This is a genomic window from Siminovitchia terrae (assembly GCF_003605405.2).
GTDB classification, from domain to species: Bacteria; Bacillota; Bacilli; order Bacillales; family Bacillaceae_C; genus Siminovitchia; species Siminovitchia terrae.
In genome coordinates this window covers 102,010-123,544 of the sequence record NZ_QYTW02000009.1, presented here as the reverse complement: position 1 = coordinate 123,544, position 21,535 = coordinate 102,010, and the positions used below count along the sequence as shown (strand labels likewise).

The window sequence follows — 21,535 nt, the reverse complement described above, 5'->3', positions numbered from 1 at the left end:
CTTTTCACACATCTTGATCACCATCCGTTCACTATTTTAAAAGGGAATATTATTCATCCGCTTATCCTTGGTTTCCTTGAATACAACAAACTTAGGATTTCTAAACAGCCGTGATACTAATTTTTTATCGTACATCCTGAATAGAGTTTCGCTGGATAGGTTTGTAGTTATTAGAGTTGATTTATCCTGTCTGGTGGTTGTAATAGCATATAGAACCCTTTGAACAAAATCTGTAGCAATTTTGTCTGTTCCGATCGCGCCGGTTTCCGCTCCAATATCATCCAGTGCAAGATAATCAGCCTCAGACATCAATTCCACAAAATAATTCTCTGTATATCTGCTCTCTTTATTATTAAATGAGTCTTTGATTAACCGCATCATGCTTTCCACATTTACGAATAGACATGATACATCTAATCCACTTTCATTTAATTCACGTAAAGCCGCGTAAGCTAAGTGACTTTTTCCAGCACCTTGATTACCTTGAAGGATCAAATTAAATACTTGGCCATTTCTAAGACGGGATATTGACTCTACAACTGTTTGTTTATTCTTTCGTTCCTCTTGGTGCTCAGTATGATAATTTTCCAAGGTAGCTGCTAAAATTGTATTGTCCGCCAATATGCTACGATTATAAAAAGTGTTGTATTTCTTTTGCTTTAAGAATTCATCGTATTCCTTTTGTGTTGCTTCCTGTAGTTCGCGGTCACCTTGCTCCAATTCACAACGAGGGCAAACCAGTACACCATCGATCACCATCTTTTGAATAGGCTTAACAACCTCTTGGCCTGCCTTGATGTAAGTGTGACGATCACACACATCAGAATGGTATGTTATATTCTTCTGCAATGTTCCCGGAATCGTTAGCTTTTCCACTTGTTGCACCGCCTTTTTGGTTTAGGTAGGATTCGAACTTCGTTCCGAACAATGTTTCAGGTCGAAGGAATTTATTCATTTTTTCATCCGACAGCCATTCTTTACATTTGATATCTATTACAGCTTTAAAATCATCCAGCCTAAAGCCCTCATTCCAGCGAGCCTTGATAATCGATTTTGTTTTCGGTGTTGTATGACGGTATTTTTTTGAAGCCGCTTGGTTGAGATAGGTTACTATCTCGACATAGGGTATATTATTATCATTATTACTATCTTCTTTATTACTTAAATCATTATTACTACTATCATTATTACTAGTGTTGGATTCTCCGACGTCGGTTTTACCGAAATCGGATTTCCCGACATCGGCTTTTCCGTTTTCGGTTTTTCCGACATCGGGGGTCTCATAAACTTCGTACTCCCATCCCTTAAACTGTCCCTTATCCCTAATCCTTTTCCGGATTATGTAACCCGCATCTGCAAGTTCCTTTATTCCTGATCTAACGGAATCCCTGCCGTCTGCAGATCGTTTTTCAATGTCCGTTATATAAGTAATCCATCCGTCAGGTTTGCTTAACAGATAAGAAAGTATTCCTTTGGCTTTCCAGGATATTTTTTCGTCTGATAGCATCGTCTTATCGATTTGAACAAATGGATTCATCCTTTTTTTATTTCTCATTACTGTCAATTCATTTCACCTCAATGAAAAACCTTTTGACATTGTGATATAATACAAATGACTTTATTTTTAGGGTGTTACCCTGCTGCTCATTATCTAAGTTGCCGCTTAGCTAGTGAGTTTTTTATTTGACAACTTTCATGTATCTTGGAATGGGCTTTTTTATTTTCTCTACTTCTCCGGTGTCATTATTTGTCAAATACAATTTCCCGTTTTCCTTTGACACTGTATAAGTAGTAACATCTTGTTTTTCGAAGAACTCTTCCGCAAGCCCTTTTTGGCCTTCTGCACGACGAATCGCGCTCATAATACACGTTGTTTCAACCACAAAAAAACAAATTGACCAGTTTTGATATTCCCAAAGAAATTCTGTAATCTCATCACCAATAACCTTGTCCTCGCCAAATTTATTGATAAAATCTTTCGTGTAAAAATAATCCTTCATCTCGTATTTTTCCCCGTCATATTCTTTATCGATTGGAAAAATGGTCTGAAATTCTTTTGGTGTCAAAGTACCCATTAGCGATTTAACACTTGACATAAACTGAAAATCTGAAACTAAAGATTCGTAACTCTTATCCTTCGACTTATCTGAGATAATCAACTTTACACTTAGCCAGATCAACTTTTTCCGGGTATCCAAATCAATGTCTTGGAATTGTTCCTTCCCCTTTAAAGATCTTTCACACAAACCATTTAATGCTTTTAAATACATTGAATGATAATCCGGCTTTTCTTTCTTAATCCCATCAATCGCTATTAATTTAGGCATTACGCTCACCATCCATTTCTTAAAGTTGGAATTGCTGCTGTTCATTCAAATTTTTTATTTCAAGGCGGGTGCTTGTATCCGGCGACCATTCATCAATGAATTGAAGCGCTTCTTGATACCGGACCTTTGGCAACTCTCCGTATCTAGGAATCTCAAAGTGACGTTGGAACTCTTTCCAAAATTGAGAGAAGACTTTTTTGCTAATATTCTGGTATGCTTTTGATTTTTTTCCTCCAAGACATTCAACAACCTTACCTCTGCCTTTGCTGTTAATTTTTTGTTCCTGAGCACCGTTGATTCGCATGTTGTCTTCCAATGAATCGACACGCCCTTCAACCACTTCAATTCGCTGCTCATGTTTTACCATTTGTCCAATTGTTGACTGCAGCACTTCAAGATGGGTTTTTGGTTTCTCTTCCCTCATTCCAAAATAACCGTCTAACAATTCATCGTACTTGTCCCAAGAGAGATCATCATCAAATATCTTTATTAACTTTGCATAACCGCGTTCAGAAAGAACGTAAATATTATTTGATCTGTTGATGGCATTTTGATTTAAAATTCCGTGGTTGACCAAATCAACCTCGAAAGCGGATCCTTTCAAATCGATTACATCCACCCCATCTTTAAATCTATTGCGGTTATTGTTTATAGCCTGATTAACAAACTTCATTTCCTTTTCATGAATTTCTGCAATGTGTTGAACCAACATTGATTTCTTACCTTCACCAAAACCACCCGCAATATTGGGAACTGTAATTCCACACACGCCTGTAGTGCCATTGATTGTTAAATCGTTCACTCTTCATCCTCCTTCAATATTGCTGAAAAATAGCTACCTAAGCACAGACAAAATAAGACTAAAAAAATCAAAGCTACTGGACCGATGTACATTTAGTTCAACTCCTTGAGAATGTCAGCTAGATGATTAAAAACTATCGATATAATGGCTAACCAAAAAGCAAATTTAGGTATCCCGTCTTCATTAAACGACCAGATTATGCCGACGGCCAACCACAGAACAATGACTATAATCGACAAAAACACTTTCCTCACGCTCCTTCAATAAATTGAATGGTTTTACCTACAACAGACCGGACCACATTATCTTGAGTGTTTGCCTCCAACTCTTTTAGCAACTCAATGAGGTTTTTCTCTTCCTCAGCAGTATGGTATTTTTTCAAAACAATAGACTCACCATCAACAAAGAATTCAACCGGTGTACCGGTGCCCCATTTCATTGTCTTTCTGATTTCTTTTGGAATAACGACCCTGCCTAGATCGTCGATGCGGCGAACAATTCCAATTGCTTTCATTTAACTCTTCCTCTCTAGTAAATTTTTCCTCCCGATTTGATAGAATGATTGTGGAAGGGAGGTGTATAAATATGGGTGTTAAGATAGATATCTCTAAAAACTTTGGTAAGAATCTCAACAAAGCCATTTCCAAAAGTATTAAAGATCATGCTAGAAAAAACGGAATTGATATCACATGCCCCACATGTGATAAAAAGATTAAAGTTAAAAGCACTGACCCCAAATGTAAATACTGTGGAACTACTTTTGATCTAAAGTTTTAACGACTATCTCAAATTTTGTATTATTGGAAGCGTCATTTAATATGGCGCTTGCCTCTTTTAATAGTTCAAGAGCGTGTTCAACTTTACTGGTAAACTCGTCAACGCCATCCACGCTAAGTTGCAATCCGGTTTTGTTTTCAGTCATTTTTGGATGACCTCCTTTCTTTCCCACAAAAATTCCACTCCAAGCAAATCGGACATGAATTGGTAAAAGGCGAGATAACTTCCAAACAAATCGGATATAATTTGACAAAGAGCTCGATGCTCCACAATCTCAACCAATCGCTCAAGTGCAACTATTAGTTCCAGAACAAGCTGATAATCTCTCGCTGAAACTAGCATTTTTGGATGGCCTCCTTTTCACTATCACTAGATAACCACTGATCTATAGCGTCCAAGTCAAAGATAAGTATGCCTGGACTCGGACGTCTGAAAGGTATGCTTTTGGTTCGCATTAACCTGTAGATCGTTGCCTCTGACATATCACAATTAATAGATTTGAGATAATTTGATAGAGCTTTTGCACCTCTTACGCGTCTCAAACAAATGCACCTCCCCCTTGTGATGGTTGTCCGTCAAGAAACTTTCGTTTTACGTAAGTTAGAACTAAAAAAAATTTCTGTTGCTTCATCAGGTGTCAGTTCAAGCACCTCATATAACTTATTCATAAGCTCGTAAGACGGATTGTGCCTTCCTTTCGTTAGATTAGTAACGGATGTTGGTGAAATGCCCAATTCATAAGCCAGTTCATTTCTGTTAAAACCTTTTAATGCGATTTTAGATTTTAAGAGGTTTACGTTAATTTGATACTCCATTTCGACACCACCTTTCGTAATTCGTAAGTTTATACTATCAAACAAAAATACAAAAGACAACCATTTTACGTAAGTTCAATAGGCTTTTTTGTTAAGTAAACTTGCCTTTCGCGTAAGTTAGGAGTATTATAAGTATAGGAGGTGATAACGGTGAATATAGGAAAAAGAATAAAAAAAGCACGGGAAGAGAGAAACAAAACACTATTGGAAGTAGCAAATGCACTAGGGGTTACGGAAGCGACCGCACAAAGGTATGAAAGCGGAAATATTAAAAACTTAAAACTTGACACAATTTCTAAACTAGCGGAGTTTCTGAAGGTGGATCCAGCCTATCTGATGGGGTGGAAGGAAGCAAAAGAGGATTTTAAGATTTCATCCAAATATCGCTACTACCCGGTCGGTATATCAGCTGGTCTCCCACTTTGTGTGGACGGCATACAAGAAGGTGAACTAGAAACAATCAGCATACAGGACAATATCATGGGCAAATGGGCCGGACGATCAGATATATTTATGATGAGAGTAAACGGCGACAGCATGAATAAAGTAATTCCTCACGGTTCGTTGATCGGTGTTAATCCTATACCATTAGAGGAAATAAAAAACGGCGACATAGTTGTCTATAGTGACGGCGGAGATTATGCTGTTAAAAGGTTTCATCAACGTGAAAACAAAATTATCTTTAGACCAGATTCAACCGATGATATGTTTTCTGATTATGAAACAACAACGGACAATGCCGAATTAAAAATTCACGGAAAAGTAGTTATGTATTTAGTGGAATTAGATTGAAGTTTAGCGCTACATTTTAATCACGGCGGGCTGATCACCCGCCTACTTTTTAGAAAGGGGATTAAAAATGGCTTCTTTTAAAGAAGTATCAAAAGGAAGATACCGTCTTTATGTGGAACTTGGATATGATGCTGAAGGGAAAAGAAAAAGGAAAACAAAAACCGTGCAAGCCACAGGACCCAGGCAAGTTAAGAAATTACTCCAAGAATTTGAAATGGAAGTCCTAGACAGCCAACACTTGGAAGATGAGAATCCGACCTTTTCAGATTTTCTTGAAAGATGGAAAAGCAATTATGCAGAAACTGAACTGTCTGCATCTACTCTTGAAAAATACAACAATGTCCTGAAATACATGAAGCCCTACTTCAAGGGGAAAAGAATGAAAGACATCTCCACTTTTCATATTGTACAGTATTTTACAAAGGAAAGAAAAGCTGGCAGAGGGTCTTTAGAAAAGAAATACAACCTTTTGCAATCCCTTTTCAAGTACGCGGTTAAATGGAGGATTATAGACGACAAAGCAAACCCTATAGAGGGAGTTGATCGCCCAAAAGCAAAGAAGAAGAAAGTAGATTTTTACGACAAAGAGGAAATCGAACTACTTTTTAAATTGGCAAAAGAACTACTGCCATATCAACAGTTAATTATTAAGCTAGCTGTGACCGCTGGATTAAGGCGCGGGGAGATATTAGCACTTGCCGATGACGTACTGGACTTTCCGAACAGAAAAATCCATATCAAAAGGTCATTGCAATACACCAAAGAGAAGGGGCATGTTTTAAAAGAAACGAAAACAGAAGAAGAAAGAACTGTGACCATCCCTGAAGTGTTGATGAAAGAAATCCATAAATCCTATGTCAGGAAATTAAATTTGAAAATGGAAATGGGAACTCAATGGAAAGGATTTAAAGGTAGAGACAGCAAGAAAGTTATGCTGCTGTTTTCGGATGAATGCGGCATCCCATTTAGGCCGGATTCTGTAACGCAATTTTGGAATAGGTTTATGATCCGACATAATGATAAAATAAAAAGGATTCGATTCCATGATTTGCGGCACTCTTCAGCTTCATTAATTTTGAGCGAGGGAGTAAATATGAAGGTTGTGCAAAAAAGACTCGGACACAAAAATATAAAAACAACCTTGAACATTTACTCTCATGTGACAGAGAAAGATGACGAGGAGGCAAGTAATGTATTCGATCAATTATTTTAGAATTGGTCACACTTTGGTCACAGGCAAGCATTTTTGCAGAAAAAGACGCCGTTCCTTTTGCAGAGGAAACAGCGTCATATCAAGGTTTTGAAACGATGATTCCGACTGGGTTCGAACCAGCGACCTCCACCCTGTCAAGGTGGCGCTCTCCCAGCTGAGCTACGGAATCAATATGTAATAATCAATTCGACAATTAATAATATATAACGTTTAACACTAAAAGTCAACTAGTATTCTTAAAAAAGTTTTTTATTATTAGAAAGGCCGCCAACTGGTCAAGGAGGCGACCTCTTTTTTAGCTTTCAGCCAAATCAAATGCGCCTTGGCGTGNCTAAAAGTCAACTAGTATTCTTAAAAAAGTTTTTTATTATTAGAAAGGCCGCCAACTGGTCAAGGAGGCGACCTCTTTTTTAGCTTTCAGCCAAATCAAATGCGCCTTGGCGTGTTTGCGCCCAGATTTTATCGAGCTTCGCTCGATAAATTTCCTCTGAAAATCTATGGTATCCGCCGGAGACTTTGACTTTATTCAGCCGGGGTTTGCCCCCCACTGAATGGAATACCAATAGGCATTCATCTCACCACTTACTGAAGTGGGAGACTTCTACTGAATGAAGTTTACATCTTCCTTTGTTTTTAGTATGAACGTGAACTCTAAATATTGCTACAGTCACAAAAGACCGATCGGTCTCATTCACTGCGTTCGTTTACGTTACTTCGTCTCTGCTGAAATACCTTTTTCATCAAAGTATTTTTTGGCGCCTGGGTGAAGTTCGATGGTCATTCTATCCAATGCATGTTTAGCACTGATTTGCTTCCCTTTTTCATGACCGATTTTATCTGTATTCTCGTAAATAGCTTTTGTCATTTCGTAGACAAGATCATCTGATAAATCCGAATTAACAACAAGCATGGCCTGGACCGCTACCGTATGAATGTCATTTTTTGCATCATATGTTCCTTTTTTGATTGTTTCCTTAGAATAATAAGGATATTTTTTAATCAAAGCAGCGATCTTATCATGATCAATTGGGACAATGGTGACTTTGTCTGTTGCGGCCAAACCTTCTACTGCACCTGTAGGTGTTGTTGCAGTTATAAAAGCAGCATCAATTGTACCGTCCTGCATTCCAGCCATAGAATCGTCAAAAGATAAGTCACTGGCTTTTACATCGTCAAGAGACATGCCATACATTTCAAGAATTTGCTCCGCATTGGCAAGTGTTCCTGATTCGGATTCCCCTACGGAAACGTTTTTTCCTTTTAAGTCGGCCACAGAGTGAATTCCGGATTTTTCTGTTGTGACAAGCTGGATTGCTTCTGGATACAGCACACCCATTCCTTCGATGTTGTCCACTTTTTCTTTAAACATTTTAGTTCCTTCAATTGCATATGTAGCAATGTCCATTTGTGTAAAGGCAATTTCTGCTTTTCCCTTTTTGATCAGTTCCATATTTTCTGTAGATGCACTGGAAGTGATAGCATTGGTCTCAATCCCTGTAGCCTTCTTAATGAAATTGGCAAAGTCTCCTCCAAGTGGATAATATGTACCGCCCGTACCCCCTGTAGCTATTCTAATGACCTTCACACCATAATCCTCTCCCTTTTCACCTTCTCCTGCTTTGTCCTTGCCTTTATCGTTTCCTCCACCGCAAGCTGCCAGCACTAATGTGAGCACTAACACTAATGCGATTTCAGCAAGAGATTTTCTAGTCATTTAAAAAGCCTCCTTCTTTTTGATACGCTCCAAATATGATTAGGTTCTGCCAAACATTTTTATAAGCTTTAAACACTTGCCATATCACTCTCTCTATCCTTTCCCTATTAAAAGAATACAAACCTGGTTTTTAACCTCTGGAATAGTTGGTATGATACAATAAAACCACACAACCTATTCAGAGGAGGACGGCATCGGGATGCGCCAAGGAACTATTACAGAAATGGAATTCACAAGTCAAGAACTGGATGAGACGATAAGCTTATTAATTTATTTGCCTGCAGGCTATTCACCCCTGTACAAATACCCTCTATTGATTGTTCAAGACGGAAAAGATTATTTTCAGATGGGCAGACTAACGAGGTTTGCAGATGAACTTATCGCCGAGGAAAAAATTGAAAATCTGGTCATTGTCGGCATCCCCTACAAAAATGTGAAAGACCGGCGGAAAAAGTATCATCCAGATGGGGAAAAGAATGAATCATACATAAGATTTTTGGCACATGAGCTTGTTCCATGGCTGGAAAAGCAATATCCTACCAGCGGTGTTGGAAAATGCAGATCTCTGATGGGGGACAGCCTTGCTGCAACTGTTTCCTTAATGACAGCTCTTGAATACCCGCATACCTTTGGGAAAGTGGTTTTACATTCGCCTTATGTGAATGACAAAGTACTAGCTGCTGTCCGTTCTCATAAAATGCCTGATCTATTGGATGTTTATCATGTAATCGGTAAGGATGAAAATGAAATCAATTTTTCGCCGGAGCGTGTGGAAGACTTCTTGACGCCAAACCGTGAGCTTCAGCAAGCATTTGAGGAAAAAGGATTTGATTCCTTTTATGAAGAATTTGATGGCGGACATTCGTGGAAATCCTGGCAGCCAGACGTTAAACGTGCATTGTCAATGATGTTCCCCCGCTAGGTCATTCCGATATTTTATTTAATATAACACCTTAAAGACCTTTATCTCATTTTCGAGATATTGCATCAAAAAAGCACGTAATTGCGACTTACAAATAAAATGTGGGTCGTATAAATAATAAAGCCCGGCGCTCTGGCCGGGCTTGTTTTAATCTGCATATTTACCTTCGGCCATTGCTTCAAACTCAATCAATAGACATTTCCTCTGATATCCCCGTACATGAACCTGTTCATTCATCTGACCATGTAATAGACCGCTCCATTGAGCGAGCGATAGAAACATCATAGAAATCCATTTCTCGGATCATCCCATCCTTATTGTTTTCAGAGTTAGTTATTTAAGATAAGGGGTTAAATTGGCTGAATGTAATGCACGTATGGCATCAACAGCATGACCACCCCAGTGTGTTTTGAAATGAAACTTCCAATTCCAGAACGCTTCTTTTTGCTTTTTTCGTTCAAACAAAAAGATTCCTTTTTTAACATCTTTATACATATCTAAGACGTCATCCGTTAAGCTGGTGCACACAGGTGCTTCCAAGTTGTATGGGTTAAAGATCTCCCAGTAATACTCGTATTGTTCGAAGTAAATTTGAGGAAGAGTATCATTAAATTCATATAACCTGCATTTTCTGGTTCAACATCGGGAAGAAACAGGGCCTTGGAATATAAGTCCATTAGAAAAATAACTAGTTTTTTTAAATTTATTGCAATAGTGAATAGCCGAATTCAAGATGTTTACTGTTTTATTTTTCGTTTTTTTCTCTCAGAATTAAGTGTTACCAATTCAACTTTCCATTTTCCAATCAAATGCCTTTTTAAAAACGGGCTCAGATTCCACAACAACATTAGTGAGTACTTTTCAATTGATTAAATTTACTTTTTAAGTAGCCAATCAATGCTGGTAATAGTGACACGAAGATAATTCCTAAAAGAAAAGCTGAAAAATTCTTTTGAACTATTGGCAAGTTACCAAATAAATAGCCTGCAATCGTGCACACTAGCACCCATATAGCTGCTCCCCCAATATTATAAGCAATAAAATATCGGTAATTCATACGGCTTGCCCCTGCAACAAATGGTGCGAAAGTCCGAATGAACGGAATAAAGCGAGCAATCACAATAGTTTTCCCACCATGTTTATTAAAGAACAGCTCTGCTTTTTCCAATTTATCTTTATTAATGACCCTTCCTATCAAGCTTTCTGGAGAGATAGACCTGCCACACATCTTACCAATATGATAATTAACAGTATCTCCCAAAACAGCCGCTGTAAAAAACACAAAAATGAGAAGGACTATATTAAAAGCGCCTGCGGCCGCAAAAGCACCGCTGGCAAAAAGTAAAGAATCTCCTGGTAAGAATGGAAAAATAACCATCCCTGTCTCAACAAAAATAATTAAAAATAATATTGCATAAGACCATAAATCAAATATCTGAATAATATCGATTAGGTGCTTATCAATATTTATAATAAAATCAACTAAATACATGATTATTCCCATAGATGTACTCCTAGTTTAATATTATTTAATGAACAACTTAAATATTGAACATATAGCATCACTCGGCTCCGATCATTCATGCGATATCTCGAAGTATTTTAGAATATCGAGTCCCCCTCCAATGAATTTTGCACAAATAATCATAATGCTAAAAAATAATAATAGTAAAATAAAGATAAAGAAATAACATTCAAGTGATTGTCTCCAATAAGATTTCTCCAGCTTTTTCATTTAACTATTCTCCTTTTTATTCTATAAAAAAATCCATTACAAAAATACCCCTAACTTTAAATCATTAAAGGGACAGTTGTTTACATATTGGATAAGAATGATACTAGGAGAGATAATTAGATTCGTACTTTCTCGCACTGAAAAAACCAGCCATTTTAGTTTTATGTGAAAACTCATTCGGTTGGTATTGGCTAAAGGAAATTATTGGAACAAACATGAAGAGAAGAGGAAGATATGAGTCATCTTGTCCTTGGTTCTTGTTCTTATTTTTAATAGATAGATGTGAATGTGTAGTGAAATGGGTGGCGTCTAAATCAAGTATACGATCGACAGAGGAAACAGTAACTTCATTGAAGTCAGTCTTATTATTAAAAGTTAATTTCTCAAACTGGCCAACAATCAAAATAGAAAGGAGGATCAATAACAATAGATTACGTAATTTATTTTTCATTACCTTCTCCTCCTTTTTAAGACTAAAACATACCTCAGCAGAAAAACTTACCAAGTTTTAAGAGAGATCCTTCTTTTCAGTGTCATCTTCATTCGCTAAACCTTGGGTTGCTTTTTTAAATTCTTTCAAACTGCTGCCTAATGCCTTTCCTAGCTCGGGTAATTTGTTAGGGCCAAAAACAATTAGAGCAACAATAGCAATAATAATGATACTACCAATACCTGGTCTCATAAACAAACAGCTCCTTTGTTATTTATATTATAGGGAAGCCATTATTTGTTATGCAAGCAGGAAGATTTTTTGAATAATTGAGAAAATAGTTATAACGGTCAACTTTGCTAATAAATAAACGTTGCCCCAAATATTTTAAGCTGCATGTCCTCGTTTCCTGACAAAAAAAGCCACCATACAATGATGACTTTAACACTTCACGAATATATTAAAAACTTGTTACTGTATATCTCAAGACTAATTGCCGCGGTAGTATTCCTTTATTTAAAACCTAAACGATGTATGCCCTACCTCTCATACATCCTTACGACTCCGAAGTCGATCCAGTGTGATTAAGTTCTTCATTAATTTAATAAAGAACGCCAAAAATTTATTTCATCTATGATATTTCAAGTTCATTCGTTAAGCATTCTAATCTATCATATCATAAAGGCAAAATAAAAGAAAGCCCTACTCCAGAGCTGAACACACCATCGACCATAAAAATCAAATGCGCCTTGGCGTATTTGCGCCCAGATTTTATCGAGCTTCGCTCGATAAATTTCCTCTAAAAATCTGTGGCATCCGCCGGAGGCTTTAACTTTATTCAGCTGGGGTTTGAACCCCCACTGAATGAAATACCAATATGCATTCATCTCACCACTTATAGAAGTGGGAGACTTCTACTGAATCAAGTTAACTTTCCAGCTATAGTCATATAAGTATTATCACGAACGCTGAACCTAGGAGGGATCCGCTATACACCCGATTTTCACTTTTCCCCTGCATTTTATTGACTTCTGCTCTATTTGATGCGCAGCTTGCCCATTTTTTAGAGACTTGCACATTGCGTCACTCCCACTCATCCGCCGAAATATTCAGAGTTCAACATTAAAATCTTGAAACTTTTCATCAGCTGTAACGTATTAGTTTGTAAATCAATATTGGGAGTTGATTTCATGAACACCTCACTTTGGATAGCTGTTTTTGTTGCTATGGCTACTGCCCTTATCATTACTTTTAGCAGTAATAAGAAAAAGAAATAGCTTGAAAAGGAAGTCATGGATATTGATCTCTTTACATAAAATCATTGATTCGATTAATACACATTTATGTGTCCGCTCCCTCTTATCTTGATTAAGGCGATGTTAAGTGATTTATCTTAGCTGGAGCTAAAATTGAAGCTGAATAATATTCATCAGCCCCAAACCCTTGATACAGAGGTGTTTTTTAAATGCTAAGCTTCTTATGTCCTATAGGAAAAGCTGGCAGAGTTATGTTATAGTAATAAGATATAGAAGATTTCAATCAATTTCTTATTAGGGAGGTTAGAAAAATGAAATATGGGATTGTTATATTCCCCTCTAAAACGTTGCAGGACTTGGCAAATTCCTATCGGAAAAGGTATGACCCCCATTATGCGCTGATTCCTCCTCATCTGACATTGAAGGCAGCTTTTGAAACAGAAGTAGATGCCCATTCCATAACAGAAAAATTGGAAGCGATAGCAAAAAAATATGAACCATTTGTTTTAAACATCAGGAAAGTGAGTTCTTTCCAGCCCATCAACAACACAATTCATTTGAAGGCTGAGAAAACTCCACAGTTAGAGGGACTTTACGTGGATCTGTATGCTTCCTTGCCAGGTGATAAGCCGGAGCATCCTTTTGTTCCCCATATTACCATCGCACAAAAGCTATCAAATGATGAGCACTCCGATGTTTATGGCCAACTAAGGATGCTCGGGATTGAACATGAGGAAACCATTGACCGATTCCATCTCGTATATCAGCTTGAAAATGGTTCATGGACTGTTTATGAAACTTATCGACTTGGAAAGGATCCCCAGTAAATGAAAGTCATTCATGCCGGAACAGATGATCAGATTCAAGATGCTTTCAACATTAGAGAAAAAGTGTTTGTCGAGGAACAGAAGGTTCCAGTGGAAATCGAAATCGACGAACACGAAAACAACTCTGCCCACTTCGTGCTTTATGATGGTGAAAAGCCGGCAGGCGCGGGCAGATTCCGGATACTTGATGGCAAGGGGAAAGTAGAAAGAATTTGTATTCTCCCGGAATATCGAGGTAAAGGGGCAGGCATCCAAATAATGGTGGAGATTGAGGATTATGCAAAGAGACTTCCTGTTGAGGAACTCGTTTTGAATGCTCAATCTTATGCCGTTCCATTTTATGAGAAACTTGGATACGCCGTCGTATCGGACGAATTTCTCGATGCGGACATCCCCCACCGGAAAATGATAAAGAAACTCGAACAAGAAATGACAAAGCGCTCTGTTTAGCTAGGAAAGAACAAGGCGATTCCTAGAAGGGCCCACCTTCAACATTAAAGGGAATCGGCTTGTGACCTTGCAGCAGAGCGCTATTTGCTTTTGATCCTCTTGGATACACCTAAAAAAGAATCCGTTTAAGGTTTCATTCGAAACCTTAAACGGATTCCCCTTTCAACCATAGCGTATATTCATTTATGGATATTGAAACTGTTCCGGCTTCTATAAGCGAAGATATGTATGCAGTAAAAGATGTTCTATAAAGCAGCCATTGACCGATTTCGCGTGCCCTTAATCCAAAGTGATCAAACATTCTTTTCATTAAAGCTTCCATAGATATGCCATCTGTGGAGGCTTTAATACTGTTTAAAAGAAAAAGTTTGATGTTGTTATGGCATTCAATGTTGGCTTGGATCGTCTCTTCAAATGCGGTTTCATAATCACCATGCCCCGGAATTGCTCCCTGCAAGGTTAAGCTTTTTAACTTTTCAAGCGAGTTGATTGTTGCATCAGCATCCACGATAAAAGGAACCTTGTGTTTCGCGAGAACCTTGGTGCCGAAATAACTGTCTGCTGCATACAGGATTCCATCTATTAAAACTCCTATCTGCGAATAACTGTGCCCTGGCAAATGAAGCGCCTCAAAATGAAATGGTCCCAATTCCTGTTGCCCTTCAAAGAGGAACCCATCAATGATCACCGGTTCTCCCTCCAAAAATTTGTTTCTTAATTGTTTAATCGGCACCGCACCATTCCACAAATAAATCGGCTCAAGAATAGGATGTTCCATGATAGCTGCTTCTAACCGCTGTGCATGTAATTCTACCTGGAGCTCTTTCTGTAAATAGGAAGCTCCCCCATAATGATCAGTATGTGCATGGGTAAGGATGACATAATCGACGGGAAGCTGATGCTCATTCAATATTTTCAATACTTTTTTTGCGGTGCCTTTATCAATACCGGAATCAATGAGCAGCCCTTGGCCTTCTTTGTGTATATACCCTATATTGACTGCACCACTGAAGTAATAACAGCAACCCGACACTTCTATCAATTCCAATTCAAAACATTCCTTCCAAATTTGCTATTATACATATTCGTTTAAATATAGACCTTTTCCTGTTTCATGAGGAAAATTTTCTTTTTTGAAGGCCTCCCTTTCAATCCCCCTTACGTTCTTATCATTAAACGGAATTTGCGTTGCGGAAGTTCGCAACTGAAATTTCGCTCGAAGTCTAATTTTAGGCACAAAATGGACAGGCATAGGATCTCGATCTTTCGTTTTTTCCTGATCTCTTTTTTGGTACTCCGTATATTGAAGCATCCTGACTGGCGCAATATATCCCATCGGTCATAGCACCTTCTTTTTCATGGGGTTTACCCGAAAATCCTTATTTGTAAACCTTTTCTTTAAAAAAAGGAGGACTTGCAAATGATGCAAGCCCTTTGTTTATTTTTTATTAATCATTTTTGAAATGGTCCCCATATCCAATTTGCTGCCATCCTTTGTGATGGTATGCACCATCTTGTCTTCCAATTCTTTTGAAACGGGTCGATTTGCAATCCTCGCTACTTCTCTGATTACTCGGCGGACTGTTTTTTCATCTTTAAAATTTGCACTCTGTAGCGAATTCGCAAGCTTGAGTACTTCATTCATATCGACTCCGGTCTTACTTTCAATATTTTTGAAAAATTGATTATCCATAGTTAAAAATAGCCTCCTTTTCATCTTTTATATAGTATGAAGAAGACTATTTTTGGTGAGGTATAGAAACCCCAAAATGCTGGAATGAGTTAAAGTCCCTATCCTTTCGGCTTAAATAGTAAAGCGCCAAGGAAACCGAAAACGATGGCCGCTGATATACCGGATGACGTCACCTCGAACATTCCGGTCATTACACCGACAAGACCATGTTTGTCAGATTCCAGCATCGCCCCATGGACGAGCGAGTTCCCAAAGCTGGTGATCGGTATGGTTGCTCCGGCCCCAGCAAAATCTATAAGGGGATCATACAGTCCAAACCCGGCCAGAATTGCACCAATGACAACCATTCCACTTAATGTATGGGCAGGAGTCAGTTTGGCAGCATCAAACATGAGCTGCCCAATTACACATATAATCCCTCCGATGACAAATGCCCAAAAAAACATCGCAAGCATAAAATCCCTCCTTTTAAATATATTCGATGGCGACAGCATGAGCAATGCAGGGAATAGACTCTTTCTGTTGAAAAGAAAGCGGCGATAAAAGAGAGCCTGTAGCTACAAATAAGATTCGCTTATACTTACCTTCCTTCATCTCATTGAGTAAATGTCCATACATGACGACTGCAGAGCAAGCCGGTCCACTTGCTCCGGAAAATACTCCCTGTTCATTTTTATATATGAGAAGGCCGCAATCCTTAAATTGTTCATCATCAACTGATACTCCTTTTTGTTTAAAAAGGTCCATAGCAGCCCGTCTGCCTATTTCAGCCAGGTCTCCGGTCACAATCAGGTCATAATGGGACGGATCAATTTTCAAATCAAAACAATGTCTTTGAATTGTGTCAACAGCAGCCGGCGCCATTGCGCCCCCCATATTAAACGGGTCCGTCAATCCCATATCAATCACTTTTCCGATGGTTGCCGATGTAATTCTCGGATGAGGAGAACTGATTAATCTCCCAGATCCAACAAGGGCGACACCCGCCCCCGTAACTGTCCATTGAGCAGTTGGCGGCTTTTGGCCGCCATATTCTGTAGGATATCGAAATTGGCGTTCAGCTGATGCATTATGGCTGGACGCTCCAGCCAGTATGTAATCGGCTCCGCTATTGTTAATGATCATAGCTGCTAGCGCCAGCCCCTCTGTCGAAGTGGCACATGCACTGAATAACCCGAGATGCGGTATCTGATTTGTTCTAGCAGCAAAACTCGTCGGTGTTATTTGATTGATTAAATCACCCGCCAAGAAAAATTGAACATCTTCACCTTTTAGTGCTTTTTTTCTTAACGCAATGTCGACAGCATCTTCAAGTAAAACAGTCTGTGCCTTTTCATATGAATCCTTTCCCATCCATAAATCCTCATGAAATTTATCAAAATCATTCGTAAGACGCCCGTCCTTTTCAAATGGACCGCCGACAACTCCAGTAGATAAAATGGCAGGCCTTTGATTAAAAACCCACGTCTGATTCCCAACAAGCATTATAGCCCTCCCCACTTGAACAATATCGTCTTAATAAAAGCGACAACAAAAGCGGAAAATACTCCGAACATGATGACGGATCCCGCGAGTTTAAACATATTTCCTCCTACCCCTGTAACAAACCCCTCACTTCTGTGTTCAATTGCTGAGGATATCACGGCATTTCCAAAACCTGTAACCGGCACTGCACTTCCTGCACCGGCATATTGGCCGAGACGATCATACATACCAAAGCCCGTCAAAAGCATTGCAAAAAAAACCATCGTAGCTACAGTCGGGTTTCCCGCTGTCTGCTCGGTAAAATCGAAAAAGTAAATATAGAAATAAGTGATGGCCTGTCCGATTACACAAATCGTGCCGCCCACCCAAAAAGCCCTGATACAGTTCTTTAAAATAGGCCTTTTTGTTTCATGTTTTTTTTGCAGTTGTTCGTACTGAATCTGTTCAGGTGTTTTTGTTTTATTTTTGCTAGACATCTGCTTCTCTCCTATGTCATCTCTTCTTTTAATCGGATGATTTTTTTGAATCGTTTTTTAGCTTCCTCATCTGATAAATTGCCATCATCCAGATCCTCTTCCAACCTGATTGCTTCCAGGAAAATTTTATAATCGCTGGAAACAATGAACTTCTCGTCAGGATATTCGCTGTTCAGTCTTTCAGTGAGTTCCTTTTCGATTTTTTTCATTCTGAACCTTTGCATATGCTTTACTTTATATGCCACGATGATTTTCTTTTCTCCTTCTATCACGGCAACATCGTAAATTTCCTTTATTTTCGACACTTCTTCTCTCACCTGATAAGCAACCGAATCCTCCTCATCCCTTTGCTTCAGTTCAATAGGCGGCGGACTTGTCGTTTTCAGCAAGGCTGAATCGCTCTCTTTGTGTTCTTTGCCGTCATCATAAGAACAGGCGGAAAGAACCAATAAAATGGCGGTCAAAATAATAATATTTGATGATTTACTCATGTGAACCTCCGCTTTAAAGAATCGTAACTACCTTTATTTTTCACCATTCCATGTAAATTATGAACGCAAATGTCCAACTTGCTTTTTTGAAAATGGCATAAATAAAACAGAGAAACCCTTACAAAGAGTTTCCCTGTTTATGAATGCATGGTAAAAAGTCGAAAAAAACTTTCTCTAGTACACTTTTGACTTCTTGATAGGTCCTCCGCATCCGCAGCCTTTCCTTTTTTTATGAACAGGAGCGACCGACCTTTTTTTCCTTCTATTTTTTTCCAAAGATCTCACTTCCCACATGTATATTGGATGCACCTAAGCACCTTGTATATTTTATGAGCGAACTGTGCTTATCGTTTTCCCAAAACCCCAGATTACCCGATGTTTTTTGACTGAATCCACGTTTCAACAATTGCTGCCAAGCCAGCCGCAGCCAATACGATGACAACAGGTTTATAAACGACAGGAACATATAAACGTATGACGAATAACCCAATGGCCATCCATATTCCTGTACACCAGAAGCAGCTCAACAGATTACCAAACCAGCCCCGCACACCTCCTTCTTTCGGAAGCAGATAGGTTTCTGTCTCTCCCTCATCATTTTTTTCCTCGTATTCATCCATGAACGGGCTTCTTATCCATTCTGTTATTTGATCATAGACTAAAAGCCTTGTCAGGCGAAAAACTGCCATGCTGAATATGATAAATTCCAACCATGAAATATCCATTGTTTCCACCCCTTCAATTGCCTATTTTATGTAAAACAGGCGTTTGTCCGTTACTCATTCACCCATGGATTAATATGTTATTAATGTAAATGACCATTAATGACCATATAAAAAGGAGGAACATAAAAGATGAGCTTCGAAGAAATGGAATCATCCTTCGGCCATACGGCACCGACAACTCATCATCACGATAACAGCGGTGGCCATGGCGGCGGTGGGGGATGCAGCGGCGAGTGTGCATTAAATTGTGTTTGTCAAGTAGTCAAAGCTATTAAAGATATTCAAGAGCAAGCAGAAGAAGAATGCGAAGCATGCACATCCAACTGCTTTGTTGAACCTCTTGGTGATTTGGGTGTACGTGGACGAAGACATGCGGATACCCGTGTATTCACTTTGACTCATAAGAACGGTGAGCTGTTTAAAGCTTTTTTCAGAGGTCATCACGGCAAATGTATGTCTGTCTTTTTCCGGGTAGAAGAAATCTTTGATAATTGCTGCGCCACCCTAAGAGTGCTTGTGCCATTGAAAAAGGATGGAAAGACAGTAGCTGATATTTTTGAGCCCCACGGAAAGTGTAATTTCTCTGAACTTTGCGAAGTAAGAGACTGGGGACGCAGCAATAGCTGTGTTACCGTTGACCTTCACTGCTTCTGTGCCGTTCAATGTATCGCAGATGTTGACTTGGAGCTTTGTGAATAATCAGAAGACGGAAATGGAACAACCATTTCCGTCTTTATTTTTGCAGATCACATCAAATGCGCCTTGGCGTATTTGCGCCCAGATTTTATCAACCTTCGCTCGATAAATTTCCTCTGAAATTCTGTGGCATCCGCCGAAGGCTTTAACTTTATTCAGCCGGGGTTTGACCCCCACTGAGCGGAATACCAATATGCTTTCATCTCACCACTTACAGAGATGTGGGAGACTTCTGCTGAATGAAGTTAAGCATTAATCCGGATTCCAGTGAGCTCTTTTTTGTTAATCGTAATAAATTCTCCGGAATCTGTCTTAACGACTATTTGATTTTGATCACCTGCATGCAGCTTACCAGTGACCCCTTTATCTAATGTTGAAAAGGTACAGGAATAAAATTGAGGTTTCGATGATAAATGCTGAAGCTTTTCTTCAATGGTCATAGAGGTGAAAGATTTAACTGGGTTAAGCCTGCCTTTTACAGGACTGTTGTTTTGAGCATGAAATCTGAAGTAATCCGCTGCTGAAACAGGAATTTGTTTTTGAGGTTGCTTTTCTTCGACTTGCTTTTCTTCGACTTGTTTTTCCTGCGCATTCTTCTTCTCTTCAAAAATAAACTCTTCTTCCTCAAAATAACTGATACTTCTTTTGGTTGTTTTTGTCTTGCCAGCAGCAACTATAGCATCACTTGAGTTCAAATTGGATAGTTGATCAGCATTTGAAGTGTATTGGCTCTGCATCCGGTGATTCGGCTCTTTTAAATTAGGTTGTGAAATATATAATATAGGCTTTAGTGACTTCGATTCATCTTTTTTTTTCATATGGAAAACCCTCCATCACTGAAACTTTCTTAATATATGTATGCATAACGCCAGCCGACGTTTATAAGAAAATAAAAAAACCACCGGGAATTACATTCCGCGGCAGTTCTTTGATATTTAGCTTCACCCAGGATAACAGATGAGATGAAGTTTTATGACAGTTGCTAAAGACAATTTTATGGCTCTTTGCTTTTCACTCAAGATCTATGAAGCAATCTAAAACTACAGTACTAGAAATAACCACCTAGCGTTTGGTGAAAGCCACTATTAATTGCCCATTATATGATAGCCGGAATCGACATGGATGTTTTCACCTGTAATACCACGTGAAAGATCGCTGAACAAGAATACGGCAGTATCTCCGACTTCTTCCGGTGTTGTTGTTCTGCGAAGAGGAGCTTTTTCTTCAATTTCTTTCAAAATGCTATTAAAATCGCTGATTCCTTTTGCTGAAAGGGTGCGGATTGGACCAGCAGAAATTGAATTCACTCGGATGCCCTGTTTACCAAGATCGCTTGCCAGATACATGACGCTCGCGTCAAGTGAAGCTTTGGCCACTCCCATAACATTATAGTTTGTTACAACTCGCTCTCCACCAAGATAAGTCATTGTCACAATGCTTCCGCCTTCAGGCATAGCATCCAGTTTTTGAACCGCTTTGGCGACAGCAGTCAACGAGTATGCACTAATGTTGTGAGCAAGAAGGAAACCATCCCTTGTAACATTCAAGTAATCTCCATCCAGCTCTTCTTTGTTGGCAAACGCGATACAGTGGGCAATCCCATGGATCGGGCCTGCTTGCTCCTTAATTTGGCTGAAGCATGCCTCGATATCATCGTCTTTTGTCACATCGCAAGGAAGGACCAATGATTCTTCTCCTTCCAGCGTATCCGCCAATTCACGAACATTTTTCTCAAGACGCTCTCCGGCATATGTAAATATCAGTTTAGCTCCAGCTTTATGTAAAGATCTTGCGATTCCCCATGCGATACTCCGTTTGTTTGCAACACCCATAACCACAAAGGTTTTACCATTTAAAGAAAGCATGTGAATTCCTCCCCAATGTTTTTAATACATGTTATTAGCACCTA

32 protein-coding genes and 1 tRNA gene are annotated in these 21,535 nt (G+C 38.9%); 6 read left to right on the top strand and 27 right to left on the bottom strand.

Translation table 11 applies throughout. The annotated features are described in order from the left end of the window. Nucleotides 1-36: 36 nt before the first annotated feature. From D5F11_RS11330 to D5F11_RS11295, 8 genes are all read right to left on the bottom strand, one after another. Nucleotides 37-876: an ATP-binding protein gene (locus D5F11_RS11330; protein ID WP_126646562.1), complete on the bottom strand. Its 840-nt coding sequence runs from the start codon at nucleotides 874-876 to the stop codon at nucleotides 37-39. After that, complete coding sequence (locus D5F11_RS11325) at nucleotides 821-1,555, bottom strand: conserved phage C-terminal domain-containing protein (RefSeq protein WP_120116558.1); 735 nt, start codon at nucleotides 1,553-1,555, stop codon at nucleotides 821-823. Before D5F11_RS11325 ends, D5F11_RS11330 begins: the two co-directional genes overlap by 56 nt. Nucleotides 1,556-1,679: 124 nt before the next feature. Next, nucleotides 1,680-2,327 (bottom strand): hypothetical protein, encoded by a 648-nt coding sequence (locus tag D5F11_RS11320; protein ID WP_120116539.1) that lies wholly within the window; start codon nucleotides 2,325-2,327, stop codon nucleotides 1,680-1,682. 19 nt (nucleotides 2,328-2,346) lie between these two features. After that, a complete protein-coding gene (locus D5F11_RS11315; protein ID WP_120116537.1) occupies nucleotides 2,347-3,129 on the bottom strand; it encodes an ORF6C domain-containing protein in 783 nt (260 codons plus the stop codon). 250 nt (nucleotides 3,130-3,379) lie between these two features. Then, entirely contained in the window at nucleotides 3,380-3,643 is a 264-nt protein-coding gene (locus tag D5F11_RS28110; RefSeq protein WP_120116535.1) for an AbrB/MazE/SpoVT family DNA-binding domain-containing protein, read from the bottom strand. A gap of 240 nt (nucleotides 3,644-3,883) precedes the next feature. Beyond that, nucleotides 3,884-4,051, bottom strand: a complete 168-nt coding sequence (locus tag D5F11_RS26350) for a hypothetical protein (protein ID WP_185830636.1) — start codon at nucleotides 4,049-4,051, stop codon at nucleotides 3,884-3,886. Beyond that, entirely contained in the window at nucleotides 4,048-4,248 is a 201-nt protein-coding gene (locus D5F11_RS11305) for a hypothetical protein (protein WP_120116530.1), read from the bottom strand. Before D5F11_RS11305 ends, D5F11_RS26350 begins: the two co-directional genes overlap by 4 nt. A gap of 233 nt (nucleotides 4,249-4,481) precedes the next feature. Next, nucleotides 4,482-4,721: a helix-turn-helix transcriptional regulator gene (locus D5F11_RS11295; protein ID WP_120116525.1), complete on the bottom strand. Its 240-nt coding sequence runs from the start codon at nucleotides 4,719-4,721 to the stop codon at nucleotides 4,482-4,484. Between the two features lie 150 nt (nucleotides 4,722-4,871). On the opposite strand from D5F11_RS11295, the gene D5F11_RS11290 reads away from it, so the two are divergent. Then, nucleotides 4,872-5,513, top strand: a complete 642-nt coding sequence (locus D5F11_RS11290; RefSeq protein WP_120116522.1) for a LexA family protein — start codon at nucleotides 4,872-4,874, stop codon at nucleotides 5,511-5,513. Between the two features lie 67 nt (nucleotides 5,514-5,580). Next, a complete protein-coding gene (locus tag D5F11_RS11285; RefSeq protein WP_120116519.1) occupies nucleotides 5,581-6,726 on the top strand; it encodes a tyrosine-type recombinase/integrase in 1,146 nt (381 codons plus the stop codon). 96 nt (nucleotides 6,727-6,822) lie between these two features. On the opposite strand, the gene D5F11_RS11280 is transcribed toward D5F11_RS11285, so the two are convergent. The 3 genes from D5F11_RS11280 to D5F11_RS11275 all read right to left on the bottom strand — a co-directional run bounded on the left by D5F11_RS11280 (nucleotide 6,823) and on the right by D5F11_RS11275 (nucleotide 8,440). After that, nucleotides 6,823-6,895: transfer RNA gene (locus D5F11_RS11280), tRNA-Val, on the bottom strand. 241 nt (nucleotides 6,896-7,136) lie between these two features. Beyond that, a complete protein-coding gene (locus D5F11_RS26345) occupies nucleotides 7,137-7,289 on the bottom strand; it encodes a hypothetical protein (RefSeq protein WP_185830635.1) in 153 nt (50 codons plus the stop codon). A 146-nt stretch (nucleotides 7,290-7,435) separates the two neighbouring features. Next, nucleotides 7,436-8,440, bottom strand: a complete 1,005-nt coding sequence (locus D5F11_RS11275; RefSeq protein ID WP_120116517.1) for a TAXI family TRAP transporter solute-binding subunit — start codon at nucleotides 8,438-8,440, stop codon at nucleotides 7,436-7,438. A 199-nt stretch (nucleotides 8,441-8,639) separates the two neighbouring features. Between D5F11_RS11275 and D5F11_RS11270 the strand changes: the two genes are divergently transcribed. Then, the gene (locus D5F11_RS11270; RefSeq protein ID WP_120116515.1) at nucleotides 8,640-9,362 is read left to right on the top strand and encodes an alpha/beta hydrolase; all 723 of its coding nucleotides are present in this window, start codon (nucleotides 8,640-8,642) and stop codon (nucleotides 9,360-9,362) included. A gap of 333 nt (nucleotides 9,363-9,695) precedes the next feature. Here the strand turns inward: D5F11_RS11270 and D5F11_RS28105 are convergent, their stop codons facing one another. From D5F11_RS28105 to D5F11_RS11245, 5 genes are all read right to left on the bottom strand, one after another. Beyond that, nucleotides 9,696-9,953, bottom strand: a complete 258-nt coding sequence (locus D5F11_RS28105) for a DUF5063 domain-containing protein (RefSeq protein WP_120116513.1) — start codon at nucleotides 9,951-9,953, stop codon at nucleotides 9,696-9,698. A 256-nt stretch (nucleotides 9,954-10,209) separates the two neighbouring features. After that, nucleotides 10,210-10,866: a DedA family protein gene (locus D5F11_RS11260; RefSeq protein ID WP_120116511.1), complete on the bottom strand. Its 657-nt coding sequence runs from the start codon at nucleotides 10,864-10,866 to the stop codon at nucleotides 10,210-10,212. A gap of 334 nt (nucleotides 10,867-11,200) precedes the next feature. Next, nucleotides 11,201-11,548 carry a hypothetical protein gene (locus D5F11_RS11255; protein WP_120116509.1) on the bottom strand — a complete coding sequence of 116 codons (348 nt, stop codon included), beginning with the start codon at nucleotides 11,546-11,548 and terminating at the stop codon, nucleotides 11,201-11,203. 57 nt (nucleotides 11,549-11,605) lie between these two features. Further along, the gene (locus D5F11_RS11250) at nucleotides 11,606-11,779 is read right to left on the bottom strand and encodes a twin-arginine translocase TatA/TatE family subunit (RefSeq protein ID WP_120116506.1); all 174 of its coding nucleotides are present in this window, start codon (nucleotides 11,777-11,779) and stop codon (nucleotides 11,606-11,608) included. 419 nt (nucleotides 11,780-12,198) lie between these two features. Further along, nucleotides 12,199-12,414, bottom strand: coding sequence for a hypothetical protein (locus D5F11_RS11245; protein ID WP_120116504.1), 216 nt, complete (start codon nucleotides 12,412-12,414; stop codon nucleotides 12,199-12,201). Between the two features lie 680 nt (nucleotides 12,415-13,094). On the opposite strand from D5F11_RS11245, the gene D5F11_RS11240 reads away from it, so the two are divergent. Further along, nucleotides 13,095-13,610, top strand: coding sequence for a YjcG family protein (locus D5F11_RS11240; protein ID WP_120116499.1), 516 nt, complete (start codon nucleotides 13,095-13,097; stop codon nucleotides 13,608-13,610). Continuing rightward, nucleotides 13,611-14,060, top strand: coding sequence for a GNAT family N-acetyltransferase (locus tag D5F11_RS11235; protein ID WP_120116496.1), 450 nt, complete (start codon nucleotides 13,611-13,613; stop codon nucleotides 14,058-14,060). A gap of 145 nt (nucleotides 14,061-14,205) precedes the next feature. Here the strand turns inward: D5F11_RS11235 and D5F11_RS11230 are convergent, their stop codons facing one another. The 8 genes from D5F11_RS11230 to D5F11_RS11195 form a co-directional block, all read right to left on the bottom strand. Next, nucleotides 14,206-15,108 carry an MBL fold metallo-hydrolase gene (locus tag D5F11_RS11230; RefSeq protein WP_120116494.1) on the bottom strand — a complete coding sequence of 301 codons (903 nt, stop codon included), beginning with the start codon at nucleotides 15,106-15,108 and terminating at the stop codon, nucleotides 14,206-14,208. A gap of 27 nt (nucleotides 15,109-15,135) precedes the next feature. Further along, nucleotides 15,136-15,396 carry a hypothetical protein gene (locus D5F11_RS11225; RefSeq protein WP_120116492.1) on the bottom strand — a complete coding sequence of 87 codons (261 nt, stop codon included), beginning with the start codon at nucleotides 15,394-15,396 and terminating at the stop codon, nucleotides 15,136-15,138. A gap of 102 nt (nucleotides 15,397-15,498) precedes the next feature. Beyond that, the gene (gene spoVIF / locus D5F11_RS11220; protein WP_120116490.1) at nucleotides 15,499-15,753 is read right to left on the bottom strand and encodes a sporulation-specific transcription regulator SpoVIF; all 255 of its coding nucleotides are present in this window, start codon (nucleotides 15,751-15,753) and stop codon (nucleotides 15,499-15,501) included. A gap of 98 nt (nucleotides 15,754-15,851) precedes the next feature. Further along, entirely contained in the window at nucleotides 15,852-16,208 is a 357-nt protein-coding gene (gene spoVAE / locus D5F11_RS11215; RefSeq protein ID WP_120116487.1) for a stage V sporulation protein AE, read from the bottom strand. A gap of 13 nt (nucleotides 16,209-16,221) precedes the next feature. Beyond that, nucleotides 16,222-17,238 (bottom strand): stage V sporulation protein AD, encoded by a 1,017-nt coding sequence (gene spoVAD, locus D5F11_RS11210; RefSeq protein ID WP_120116485.1) that lies wholly within the window; start codon nucleotides 17,236-17,238, stop codon nucleotides 16,222-16,224. Beyond that, the gene (gene spoVAC / locus D5F11_RS11205) at nucleotides 17,238-17,714 is read right to left on the bottom strand and encodes a stage V sporulation protein AC (RefSeq protein WP_120116483.1); all 477 of its coding nucleotides are present in this window, start codon (nucleotides 17,712-17,714) and stop codon (nucleotides 17,238-17,240) included. The genes spoVAD and spoVAC overlap by 1 nt, the downstream gene beginning before the upstream one ends. A gap of 11 nt (nucleotides 17,715-17,725) precedes the next feature. After that, complete coding sequence (locus tag D5F11_RS11200) at nucleotides 17,726-18,205, bottom strand: YhcN/YlaJ family sporulation lipoprotein (RefSeq protein WP_120116480.1); 480 nt, start codon at nucleotides 18,203-18,205, stop codon at nucleotides 17,726-17,728. A gap of 368 nt (nucleotides 18,206-18,573) precedes the next feature. Continuing rightward, entirely contained in the window at nucleotides 18,574-18,930 is a 357-nt protein-coding gene (locus tag D5F11_RS11195) for a DUF1360 domain-containing protein (RefSeq protein ID WP_120116478.1), read from the bottom strand. 129 nt (nucleotides 18,931-19,059) lie between these two features. On the opposite strand from D5F11_RS11195, the gene D5F11_RS11190 reads away from it, so the two are divergent. Further along, a complete protein-coding gene (locus D5F11_RS11190) occupies nucleotides 19,060-19,629 on the top strand; it encodes a CotY/CotZ family spore coat protein (protein ID WP_120116476.1) in 570 nt (189 codons plus the stop codon). On the opposite strand, the gene D5F11_RS11185 is transcribed toward D5F11_RS11190, so the two are convergent. From D5F11_RS11185 to fabI, 3 genes are all read right to left on the bottom strand, one after another. After that, nucleotides 19,630-19,818 carry a hypothetical protein gene (locus D5F11_RS11185; RefSeq protein WP_120116474.1) on the bottom strand — a complete coding sequence of 63 codons (189 nt, stop codon included), beginning with the start codon at nucleotides 19,816-19,818 and terminating at the stop codon, nucleotides 19,630-19,632. It abuts the gene before it with no gap. A 53-nt stretch (nucleotides 19,819-19,871) separates the two neighbouring features. Next, nucleotides 19,872-20,444 (bottom strand): CotO family spore coat protein, encoded by a 573-nt coding sequence (locus tag D5F11_RS11180; protein ID WP_120116472.1) that lies wholly within the window; start codon nucleotides 20,442-20,444, stop codon nucleotides 19,872-19,874. A 267-nt stretch (nucleotides 20,445-20,711) separates the two neighbouring features. After that, entirely contained in the window at nucleotides 20,712-21,491 is a 780-nt protein-coding gene (gene fabI / locus D5F11_RS11175) for an enoyl-ACP reductase FabI (RefSeq protein WP_120116469.1), read from the bottom strand. Nucleotides 21,492-21,535: the final 44 nt, after the last annotated feature.

Bases quoted from the DNA above. Each gene is read 5' to 3' on its own strand.
- D5F11_RS11325 (WP_120116558.1), bottom strand. From the start codon at position 1,555: ATGAGAAATAAAAAAAGGATGAATCCATTTGTTCAAATCGATAAGACG.
- D5F11_RS11320 (WP_120116539.1), bottom strand. From the start codon at position 2,327: ATGCCTAAATTAATAGCGATTGATGGGATTAAGAAAGAAAAGCCGGAT.
- D5F11_RS28110 (WP_120116535.1), bottom strand. From the start codon at position 3,643: ATGAAAGCAATTGGAATTGTTCGCCGCATCGACGATCTAGGCAGGGTC.
- D5F11_RS26350 (WP_185830636.1), bottom strand. From the start codon at position 4,051: ATGACTGAAAACAAAACCGGATTGCAACTTAGCGTGGATGGCGTTGAC.
- D5F11_RS11305 (WP_120116530.1), bottom strand. From the start codon at position 4,248: ATGCTAGTTTCAGCGAGAGATTATCAGCTTGTTCTGGAACTAATAGTT.
- D5F11_RS11295 (WP_120116525.1), bottom strand. From the start codon at position 4,721: ATGGAGTATCAAATTAACGTAAACCTCTTAAAATCTAAAATCGCATTA.
- D5F11_RS11285 (WP_120116519.1), top strand. From the start codon at position 5,581: ATGGCTTCTTTTAAAGAAGTATCAAAAGGAAGATACCGTCTTTATGTG.
- D5F11_RS11275 (WP_120116517.1), bottom strand. From the start codon at position 8,440: ATGACTAGAAAATCTCTTGCTGAAATCGCATTAGTGTTAGTGCTCACA.
- D5F11_RS11270 (WP_120116515.1), top strand. From the start codon at position 8,640: ATGCGCCAAGGAACTATTACAGAAATGGAATTCACAAGTCAAGAACTG.
- D5F11_RS11260 (WP_120116511.1), bottom strand. From the start codon at position 10,866: ATGGGAATAATCATGTATTTAGTTGATTTTATTATAAATATTGATAAG.
- D5F11_RS11255 (WP_120116509.1), bottom strand. From the start codon at position 11,548: ATGAAAAATAAATTACGTAATCTATTGTTATTGATCCTCCTTTCTATT.
- D5F11_RS11250 (WP_120116506.1), bottom strand. From the start codon at position 11,779: ATGAGACCAGGTATTGGTAGTATCATTATTATTGCTATTGTTGCTCTA.
- D5F11_RS11245 (WP_120116504.1), bottom strand. From the start codon at position 12,414: ATGAATGCATATTGGTATTTCATTCAGTGGGGGTTCAAACCCCAGCTG.
- D5F11_RS11240 (WP_120116499.1), top strand. From the start codon at position 13,095: ATGAAATATGGGATTGTTATATTCCCCTCTAAAACGTTGCAGGACTTG.
- D5F11_RS11235 (WP_120116496.1), top strand. From the start codon at position 13,611: ATGAAAGTCATTCATGCCGGAACAGATGATCAGATTCAAGATGCTTTC.
- D5F11_RS11225 (WP_120116492.1), bottom strand. From the start codon at position 15,396: ATGGGATATATTGCGCCAGTCAGGATGCTTCAATATACGGAGTACCAA.
- spoVIF (WP_120116490.1), bottom strand. From the start codon at position 15,753: ATGGATAATCAATTTTTCAAAAATATTGAAAGTAAGACCGGAGTCGAT.
- spoVAE (WP_120116487.1), bottom strand. From the start codon at position 16,208: ATGCTTGCGATGTTTTTTTGGGCATTTGTCATCGGAGGGATTATATGT.
- spoVAD (WP_120116485.1), bottom strand. From the start codon at position 17,238: ATGCTTGTTGGGAATCAGACGTGGGTTTTTAATCAAAGGCCTGCCATT.
- spoVAC (WP_120116483.1), bottom strand. From the start codon at position 17,714: ATGTCTAGCAAAAATAAAACAAAAACACCTGAACAGATTCAGTACGAA.
- D5F11_RS11200 (WP_120116480.1), bottom strand. From the start codon at position 18,205: ATGAGTAAATCATCAAATATTATTATTTTGACCGCCATTTTATTGGTT.
- D5F11_RS11195 (WP_120116478.1), bottom strand. From the start codon at position 18,930: ATGGATATTTCATGGTTGGAATTTATCATATTCAGCATGGCAGTTTTT.
- D5F11_RS11190 (WP_120116476.1), top strand. From the start codon at position 19,060: ATGAGCTTCGAAGAAATGGAATCATCCTTCGGCCATACGGCACCGACA.
- D5F11_RS11180 (WP_120116472.1), bottom strand. From the start codon at position 20,444: ATGAAAAAAAAAGATGAATCGAAGTCACTAAAGCCTATATTATATATT.
- fabI (WP_120116469.1), bottom strand. From the start codon at position 21,491: ATGCTTTCTTTAAATGGTAAAACCTTTGTGGTTATGGGTGTTGCAAAC.